A 7,437-nucleotide genomic window follows, 5' to 3' on the forward strand; every position below is an offset into this window, starting at 1 on the left:
TACGAGTCCTCCTGACAGGGCGGGGAGGAGGTCAAGGAACAGCATCTCAACCTGCTTGCTTGATCGTCGTTTTAGGCGACTTTGACATCTTCTCTGATGCCCTTTCCACGATCACCAAAGGCACCTTCTGTAGCAACTCTCGCCCCAGTTCGCGCTCCCAAAGCATGGCGACCCCCAACCGGGTAGGGCGGGACAGCGATGCCCATTCCTCCTCGGTCGGGGCCACGTTGCTCCAGTCCTGATGCTTGCGCATCAGCGCAACGACCCCTTCAAGCTGCACGTCTATGCTGACTTCTCGTGTGTCCACGAAATCCTCTGGACGAAGGATTCCTGCCTTCATCAGAACTTGCCCGAAGGTGCATCCCAAGAAATCCGCCATGTTTCGCAGCTTTTCTTCGCTCAAGCCCGAAATGGGACGACCACCGCTCGACAGTGCCCGCAGATAGGGATAGGTGATGCCCAAGGCCGCAGCCATCTGATGCCGATCCACGCCAAGTTCTTCCGCCCGTGTATGGAGAGCACTAATCAAGGCGGCGCCAGGGAACTCTAACTTTTTTCTGGCTTTTGTCATCTTCAAACGGCTCCTAAAATCGAAAGGGTTAGGAAAGGATTAGAGAAGTTAAAGAGAGCCGGCTGGCGGCAATTTTCGCGCCATCATTACACGTCTTTTTTATTTTTTCCACTAAATCAGATATGCGCTAACGCTTTTGTGCATTGTACTTTTGGCTGTATAATGTTAGCATGTATTTTGCGTTTTTTGTGTCTCATTTGTTGGTCCGCCAAAGGGCGGCTTGCGTTGCGCTGGAGCAGATTGCTCTGCGAAACAAGGGCTTGCAGACCTAAACCCGGTGCACGCCTCCCCCATTACAAGCGCAAGGGCTTGTAACGGTAAGCGTCAGTTCCATCGGCGGCGACACTGTGGGAGCGAGGGGAGCGCGCTTGACCTGCCGCCTGCACACGGCGGCAGTCCGCCTTGAGCGGAAATTTGTCATCCATAAACGCTTAGGAGAAATACGTGTGATTCCGTTACACGAAGCCGATAAGCCCCACAAGTATGCCTATGTGGCCGGTTGCCGCAACGTTGCCTGGCTTGTGGGTAAAATCCATGAAATCGATCACGAAAAAAAAATCATCAAGATCACTCGATCAGCCGATGAGAGCAAACTGATTCCTATCCACTTGGAGCGGGGAGATCGGATACCGGATGACTTCAAAGTCGCAGATAATGTCAAGCTGATCTGCCATGTCTACTCCGGCATCAAGGGTGATGATGACGATGATGTCAAAGCAGGTCGTTACGCCCGATTGGTTGCCAAACTGATCGACCGCCCCACGCTACTCGATATGCGGACTACAGGGGATTTTTCACAATTGGATCTGTCAGGAAACGACGGAGCTTTTGACAGTTTTGAGCTTCCAGAGACATTTACCCCCGTCAGTAACACGATCGAACTAGCTGGTTTCGTCGACGGTGCCCCCATGCTGGTTCGGGACCAAGATCATGAGCGGGATCGCTTGATCTTCATGCTTCGCCAAGCTGACAGTCCACAACTCCTGATTCCAGTGGAGATTGCTGGTAAGCACGCTCCCTCTTATCGCAAAGTAGTCACAGTCGGCATGGCGGTCTTTGTGACAGGTATCGTGATGTCCGCCAAGCGCCCCGACAACGGGGAATCGGTTGCAGCGATTCGCAGCAACCATGTGCGCAAAGCCGTTCCTTCCAAGGATTTTCAATTTGAGACCTTGCCGGATTGGGTCAAGTCCATCCGTATCCGTTGGGCAAACCACGTCCAGCAAGAACGGGCGCGGGCCGCAGCAATGGAGGCTGCACGGCAAGCGCAAGCGACCGCACTGTCCCTTTCCGCTTAGGCTCAGACTCTTTCTTTCTGGCCTTTGATTTGCCCGCGCTGAGCGGGCATTTTTTTGCGCGCACAAAAGAAAGAGCCCCCAACAGCAAGGCCATTGGGGGCGGGTGGAGATCAGACACTACGGTCCATAGAACGGATCCGGAGCGGCGACGTAGCCGGCAACAGCTACAACGAGCAGCCCGATGAGGGCCGCAAATGCCGCGACCTGGCCGATGTGGAGGGCCAGCTGACGGCGCTTCATGGCGCGCACGGCGCGCCGGCTACGCTCGAAAATAGTGAAACGGGCGCGACCGTATGTCGCTTGTGCCTTCTTGTGGTGTTTCATCACACGTTCCTCTCAATGCCTCAGCAACAGACTTCGGCTTCAACAGGAATTGACGGACAAAAAAAGGAAACCCCGGCTCCCAAAGGGAGACCGGGGTCGGGGTTAGAAGTCGAGGGTGAAGTTCGACATATCGAGCGTCGGCATCACCGGAGGTGCCGACTGCATGTCGGCGGCTTCTTCCCAGATGACATCCGGGAACTCGTTCTCCTCCTCGTTTGAAGGCGTGGTCTCAGACGCTGTCGGCGTCTTGACATCTTCTGGCTGCACGGACGGAGCAAGCAATGTCGCCTGTCGCTGTAACAAATTGCCGAACTCATCCTGGACGACGGTGCTTACGTTCAGCAGCCCTTCGCCAAGCTGGAGCATCCGCTGATCATCCGAGAGGATGATCAACAACGAGCAGAGGTTGCGCATCGCGGCTCCCTCAAGCTTTCCCTGTTCCGGCAGGCTCTTCACCGTGCGATCGATTTCATCGACGACCGGTGGGATTCTGGAATCAAGGAACTCCAGCCCCTTGAGCTTGTTGCGGAGATTGGTCAGCGCATGGACGGTTTTTCTGGAACCGAAGTTCCAATCCAGCTTCTCTAACCCCTCTCGCAGATTGCGGTCCAAAAAAGACCTGTAAAGCTGGCCCGCGTCTTCCGCCACCTCTGTGAAAAGGTTCGTTGCTAGCTCTGCCACCTCTGATTGAAGCGGTGCGATCGATGTGAACTGAGCGGCTCCTACCTGGAAAGTCGAGTAGCGGAACTGAATCCGTCTCTCAATCGATTTCAGGCTGGGAAGCGACGCCCGTATGAGCTCTTCATACGGCGCTACCTCGGGTTCGCTGATCCACTCATCTACAACACGAGAAAAATCGCGCAGCAGTTGAGCCTTTTTGTTCTCGAACTCTAGGCGCATTTCCTCCAAGTCGGCGGTAAGCGCATCCATAACGCCTTGATTGGCCGGAATGGCAAAACCTCCAACGAATCGAGTGCCGACCTTCAGGCAACGCTCGCGCGCCCGACGACGAATCGTCGAAAACGGCGAGATGCGTTCCGGGGCGATCAGGTACTTCCGCCCCAAACTGAAGGCGCGATCGGGGATGTCGACCCCAATGTCCTCCTTCTTCAGGTTAGCCCCGCCGGACCAACTGGAGATGTCGATGGACACAACGTTGATTTGATTGAGAACTGTGATGTCGGTCATGACTTTTTCCTCGTAAAAAATGCCAGGCGGGATGCCTTGGCTTCGGATTCGGCTTGGCGGAATTGCCAGGCTTCACGAGGAGTTGCAGGGCAAGAAAAAACCCCATCAGCCAAAGACTGATGGGGTGGGGGTCGATCAGGAGAGATTGATCAGGTCCACGCCGATCCGAAGATCGAACGACCGATCTGTACGATCGCCTCTCTCTCATGCGGTCTTGCCCGCATGGTTAGCGCGCGGTCAAGGGCATACTCTAGCTTGCTGCCCTCGATCGGCGAGCGGGATATATGCAGCAGGATCTGCGCCCAGCGAATCAGTGTTCTCGTGGAGAACGTGATCGAGAGGGTTGCTCCCGCGTTCCCAGTTCCAATGAATTGCTCACGAACCGCGTTGGCCACGCGAACCATCGACGTTGCGATACGCTGGTCCAAGAGTCCTGAAAACCGGGCTTCAAGGATCTGCTCCTCAACGTCTTGAGTCGGGTAGCCCACCTGGACGACCCAAAAACGGTCCATGTAGGCCAGATTTTGGGTCACGGTTCCGGCATACGCACCGGTATCGTCACCGAGTCCTGCCGTGTTTCCGGTCGCGATGAACCGGAAGTTAGGGTGAGGGACAATGACCTCGCCACCGTTCTCGGCGATCACCAGAGGATTTCCCTCTAGGATTGCGTTGAGTCCAGCGGAGATCGCCGGATCGAGGAGATCGATCTCATCCAAGATGAAGATCGAGCCCTCACGCATGGCCATGGCCAGTGGTCCGTGCTGGAAGCGCGTTGCCGCGCCCCCGCCTTTGACCGGTGCCAAACTCATGCTTCCGATGAGTTCGTGAACCTCGAGCCGTGCGTGTCCGTTGACGCGCCGAACAGGCCAGTTGAGTCGGGCCGCCACCTCGAGAATCAGGCTTGTTTTTCCGCAGCCTGTTGGGCCGCTGAGAAAAAGCCCATCCCCGTCCGCCCTCCCGAGAAAGGCAAACATATCCCGGAGTGCCGTCTTGGGGAATTGATACCCCGTCGTCGGCTTGGGGACGAATGATGACAGTTCATGTCCGGGCGCGAAGCCCATAACGGTGCCCTGGGCACCTGGCACGAAAACGGACAGTTCGATTTTTTGCGTTTGCATGGTCATGCGAATTTCCTCAGAAAGTGCCAGGCGGGATGCCTTGGCTTCGGGTGCGGCTTAGCGGATGCGCCAAGCTCCACGAGGAGTTGCAGGGCAAGAAAAAAACCCCTAACAGCATGGCTGAAAGGGGTTTAGGGAGAGGTCTGGAGGCGCATGGCGCGCAACAGACTCAAGTCAGCGGACCGCAAGGCGGTGCTGACGTCGGAACGTCCGGGGAAGCCGTGCGGCGACCCGGGATGTCCGGGAGGGCGATGATTAACGAGAATACTCGTCGATCATCACCGCCCTTTCGGTCAAACGCTCGGTAATCGCATCACCGAGATCATTGCCTACGGAAAAACCGAGGGCGCTGGCACCCCAATAGAGTGCACCCAAGACAGAAGCGGTCATCAGAGTTTTCATAGACTGATTCCTCAAAATGTCCTCGCGGGATGCGAGAACTTCAAGAGGAGTTGCGTGACAAAAAAATTCCGCGACGACATGAGCGAAGAATAGCTATCTATCTTTTTGATAGCTTTTAAGTAGCTTATATCCAGTTAGAAGTTTTCAAGCGATGCGCCACAAGTATCGGAATCGGCAACGACTTTTCCTGCCCGACAACTCCTATTAGAGCTCGGTGTTACGCCAAGCCACACATGAAGCCACGGCCTGTCGCCGGGCACTTTTTTGAGGAGATCGCCATGACTGGCATGAATGTCATTGAACAAGCCCTTCCTGTTGTCCTCAAGACGCTGGGGGGTAAGCTCGGGGTCGAGATCCACATCGGCGGCTATCAAGCCTCAACCGATGGTCACACCATCAACATCCCAGCACTGCCGATTGACGGCGCGCCTTCGTTGCGCGTCAAAGCCTATGGATACGGTGGTCATGAGGCCAGCCATATCCGTAACACCGACATGGGTGTGTTTCAGGCGTTTGCGCAGCAGGGACCGCTAGCCAAGCACATCCTCAATATCCTCGAGGACGTGCGGATCGAACGGGCCTTGATCGCGGACTTTCCTGGGATGGCCCCGGTGCTCGCCGATCTGGTTGGGCATTTGGTATCTGAAGATCCGGATGCCTTCGCGCCCCCGATTCTGGGCGACGAACCCGAGGTCGTATTGACCAGCTGGCTGTTGATCAGCCGGCGACATCGGGTGCTGAAACAATCGGCACTGTCTGCGGTGGATCGCCAGGCTCAGAGCGTGTTTGAGGCAACTTTTCCTATGACATTTCGGCGCAAGCTGGAAGCGTTGCTGGTGGGATTGCCGTATCTGCGGTCTGGAAAAGAGGCGACGAAGGACACGGCGTGGATGGCCCAGGCGGTCCTGGATCTCATTCAGGCCGAAAGCCAAACGCAACAAACGCAGCCTCAGCCGATGACCGGTGGTCAATCCGACGCCTCGCAAGAGGCGTCGTCATCGGGTGCGGCGGACGATCAACCTGGAAACCAGCCGGACTCTAAAGAGGATGGAACATCGGGTGATCAGGCGGACAATTCGCCCACGTCGGGAGGATCTGATCAGAGTGGACAGGGAACGGACACTCCATCCGCAACGGATGGGGCGCCTGGCGATGGTGCAGGCCAGCCGGGTGACGCCTCGACGGATGGAAGCCAGTCCGGCGGCGCAAGCACGATGCAACAAGCCGAAGCCGGGCAACAGCCGGGGACCAGTTCCGGAGCCGGGAATACGCCGTCAGAACAGGACCAACGCGCGACACTGAGGAAACTGGCGGCGAAGGGAGCCGGCGCGAATGGCGTGTCGGATGATCTGGCAACAGACCTGGGGGATCGCCTCGGTCAGGCTCTGGCTATGGAAGCCAGCCGTTGCGCTGCCCCTACCGTATCGGCGCTTCCTTGGGGGCGCTTCTGGAACGGGAAGGGGCAGTATGCCAATGTGGAGGTGGCTAGAGCATTAAGCGGGCCATTGCGTCAGCGGCTACGCACGCTGCTAGAAGGGGAGGCGCGGGTTCGTCCGCGTGCTCGGATGGACGGTCGACGTTTGATGGCATCACGTCTGGCACGGACAGCGATTGGGGATGGGCGGGTTTTTCGTGCTCAGGAGGAGGCACGCACGATTGCTGCTGCGATGCACATCCTGGTCGATGCCTCCGGATCGATGACGAACGGACGGATCCAGGAAGCCGACACAAGTGCGTTGGCCATTGCCGAGGCTGTTGATGTGCTTCCACGAGTGAATCTGGGGGTTTCTGCGTTCCACAACGGACGCCTGCTTTCCATGCTGCGTCATGGAGAGCGCCTGAGTAGCGCCCGGCAGCGGTTCCATATCCCCAATGGCGGCGGAACGCCACTGGCCGAGGCACTGGTTTCGGTCAGTGGGGTGCTCCTCAACCAAAAGGAGGACAAGAAGGTTATGATCGTGATGACCGACGGCGATCCGGATGGGGGGCCATCGACCTCGCGCTCGCTCGTGGGGCGGCTACGTCAGAATGGTATGATCGTGCTAGGAGTCGGCATCGGCGTCGGTACGGAGCGATTCATGCCGGCTATCTTCGACGAAGATCATCGCATCATCCATGATGTGGCCGATCTACGTGAGGCTGTTTTTCAGATGGCTCAGACGGCGTTGAGGCGCCACTAACCCCGACTGAACGCACCCGGCACTCTATGAGTGTCGGGTTTTTTCTGGCCACGGATCTTCGACTGAGGATTTCTGAACACTAACGACCAAAAAATCCAGATCCAGAGTGGCTGTCCAGTCAAAGCAAACACTTATTTTTAGGTCGCTTGTGTTTAGAAAATACCAAAAATGAGACGTGCATCACAGAAAATGCCAACAAAAAAACTATGCCTTTTGATAAAAAAACATAAAATCCCCCTAAATTCTTACGCCGTTCGGTCAACAAATCGCATCTGATGTGCCACCGAGTGTTGTGTAAAAACATCAGTAGTGCATGCGAAGTTTGGAGACAAGGCGAATATGTACGACTGGCACAT

7 protein-coding genes are annotated in these 7,437 nt (G+C 56.4%); 2 read left to right on the forward strand and 5 right to left on the reverse strand.

All coding sequences use genetic code 11. The features are described 5' to 3' along the window. Nucleotides 1-46: 46 nt before the first annotated feature. Nucleotides 47-571, reverse strand: coding sequence for a helix-turn-helix domain-containing protein (locus HW932_RS21150; protein ID WP_176978433.1), 525 nt, complete (start codon nt 569-571; stop codon nt 47-49). Nucleotides 572-939: 368 nt separating this feature from the next. Here HW932_RS21150 and HW932_RS21155 point away from each other — a divergent pair, with 368 nt between their 5' ends. Then, nucleotides 940-1,869 carry a hypothetical protein gene (locus tag HW932_RS21155; protein ID WP_176978434.1) on the forward strand — a complete coding sequence of 310 codons (930 nt, stop codon included), beginning with the start codon at nt 940-942 and terminating at the stop codon, nt 1,867-1,869. A gap of 117 nt (nt 1,870-1,986) precedes the next feature. Here the strand turns inward: HW932_RS21155 and HW932_RS21160 are convergent, their stop codons facing one another. From HW932_RS21160 to HW932_RS21175, 4 genes are all read right to left on the reverse strand, one after another. Further along, nucleotides 1,987-2,193: a hypothetical protein gene (locus HW932_RS21160; RefSeq protein ID WP_176978435.1), complete on the reverse strand. Its 207-nt coding sequence runs from the start codon at nt 2,191-2,193 to the stop codon at nt 1,987-1,989. Nucleotides 2,194-2,295: 102 nt separating this feature from the next. Further along, nucleotides 2,296-3,381, reverse strand: a complete 1,086-nt coding sequence (locus HW932_RS21165) for a DUF3150 domain-containing protein (protein WP_176978436.1) — start codon at nt 3,379-3,381, stop codon at nt 2,296-2,298. Nucleotides 3,382-3,530: 149 nt separating this feature from the next. Beyond that, on the reverse strand, nt 3,531-4,505 hold the full coding sequence (locus HW932_RS21170) for an ATP-binding protein (protein WP_176978437.1): 975 nt from the start codon (nt 4,503-4,505) through the stop codon (nt 3,531-3,533). 249 nt (nt 4,506-4,754) lie between these two features. Continuing rightward, nucleotides 4,755-4,901, reverse strand: a complete 147-nt coding sequence (locus tag HW932_RS21175; RefSeq protein ID WP_176978438.1) for a hypothetical protein — start codon at nt 4,899-4,901, stop codon at nt 4,755-4,757. 278 nt (nt 4,902-5,179) lie between these two features. On the opposite strand from HW932_RS21175, the gene HW932_RS21180 reads away from it, so the two are divergent. Then, on the forward strand, nt 5,180-7,081 hold the full coding sequence (locus HW932_RS21180; protein ID WP_176978439.1) for a VWA domain-containing protein: 1,902 nt from the start codon (nt 5,180-5,182) through the stop codon (nt 7,079-7,081). Nucleotides 7,082-7,437: the final 356 nt, after the last annotated feature.

The organism is Allochromatium humboldtianum, from assembly GCF_013385175.1.
GTDB lineage: Bacteria > Pseudomonadota > Gammaproteobacteria > Chromatiales > Chromatiaceae > Thermochromatium > Thermochromatium humboldtianum.